Annotated in this window: 1 protein-coding gene; it reads right to left on the bottom strand. The window is 47.1% G+C overall.

Annotated features, from left to right (window positions below; genetic code table 11):
• Positions 1 to 302: hypothetical protein (locus QVP67_RS10485; RefSeq protein WP_441293841.1), on the bottom strand; the 302-nt coding region annotated here is incomplete at its 3' end.
• Positions 303 to 1,327 lie beyond the last annotated feature (1,025 nt).

Genomic DNA, 1,327 nt, shown 5'->3' with positions numbered 1-1,327 from the left:
TCCGTGCGTTCCGTCAGCAGGTTGTAGCGGAAAGCGTAGTGCAGCTTCAGGTAGCGCGTCAGACGTTGCATCATCTGTTGCTGGCGCGAGGGCTTTTCGGGTTGGGCAGGAGATTCTTCGATAGTGACGTTGGCGACGGTATCGTCTTTTGCCGTCTCTTTCATCTGCTCTTCTTTGGGTTGCGCGTCCACCCATTCGATGATTTCGTTCCCGCCGTTCAGGCTGAACATACGTTTTTGTTCGTTCTTGGCGCAGTCATCGGGCGTCCAGGTCATGCGGACGCTGAACTCGCCGCCGCCCATCACTACGAAGATTTCACCTCCGGGCAGGCGGTGACAGACGTGTTGCAGGTCGGTCAGCAGTTGTTCGTACGGAGCGGCGGGGCTGGCTGCCGGCGTACCGGTTGTGGGACCGTTGTGCCGGTCGTGTTAGTTGTTTCGTTTGTCGTGTTGTCCTTGCGTGTGGTGTTCCACGGAAGGAACCAGCTTTTCAAGTTCGTAATCAGATTCATAGCGATTTTTGGGTTTAAGTGTGAATAGGGACGAGGGACGCGGCTACAGACTCCGAGGCACCTTGTTCCCTTGTTAACTCGTCAACTTGTCAACTCATTAACCGTTCCCCAAAGATACAAAATCGGAAGGCCTTTGTCAAGTGGATAAGGGTGAGTGAGTTGTTTGTGGTGAAAGATGGATACGCGGACGACGCTGAAAAAGCGGACAAACGCGGATTTTAATTTTTAAATACGGGCGGAACGGATTTCTACAAAGGGGTGACAGTTGATAGTCTTGCAGTGATTTTTTCCCAGTTAGGAAAAAATTTTTTCCTAACTAGAAAAAAACAGGTGGGTGACAGCCTGTGAGTGCAAGAGCCTGTCTGCAAAAGTTTCACCGTAAGCGAATGATAATAATAAAGATTTGTAATGAAAAGAATAGATACGCGGACTACACGGAATGAGCGGATGAACGCGGATTTTAATTTTTAATTATTCATTTTTAATTGAATCAACGTGAAGTTTTATCTTTCAACATAATAGGCTGATTATCAGTGCTAATTTCGCAATTGAAAGCGTGAACCCAATTTCTCCTTTTCTCCTTTTCATCCGTGTTTATCCGTGTTCGTCCGCTCATTCCGTGTAGTCCGCGTATCCATCCTTCACCCTGTTTTTCATTTCTAATTATTCACTTTTCATTCATAACTACCTACTTTAGCGATGTAACATCGGTAGTTAGCCGGTGTAATAAGTAATGCTGTCGAGTATTGCAAGTAAGGTTCATGAGTATTACAAGCGACTCTCGCGTGTATTGCTTGTACGGATCGCGAGCCGTAC

It is taken from the genome of Bacteroides sp. CAG:633, assembly GCF_000435115.1.
In the GTDB taxonomy this organism is placed as follows: Bacteria; Bacteroidota; Bacteroidia; order Bacteroidales; family Bacteroidaceae; genus Bacteroides; species Bacteroides ndongoniae.
Note: the sequence above shows the minus strand (reverse complement) of the source record. Positions and strands in the feature narration are given on the sequence as shown.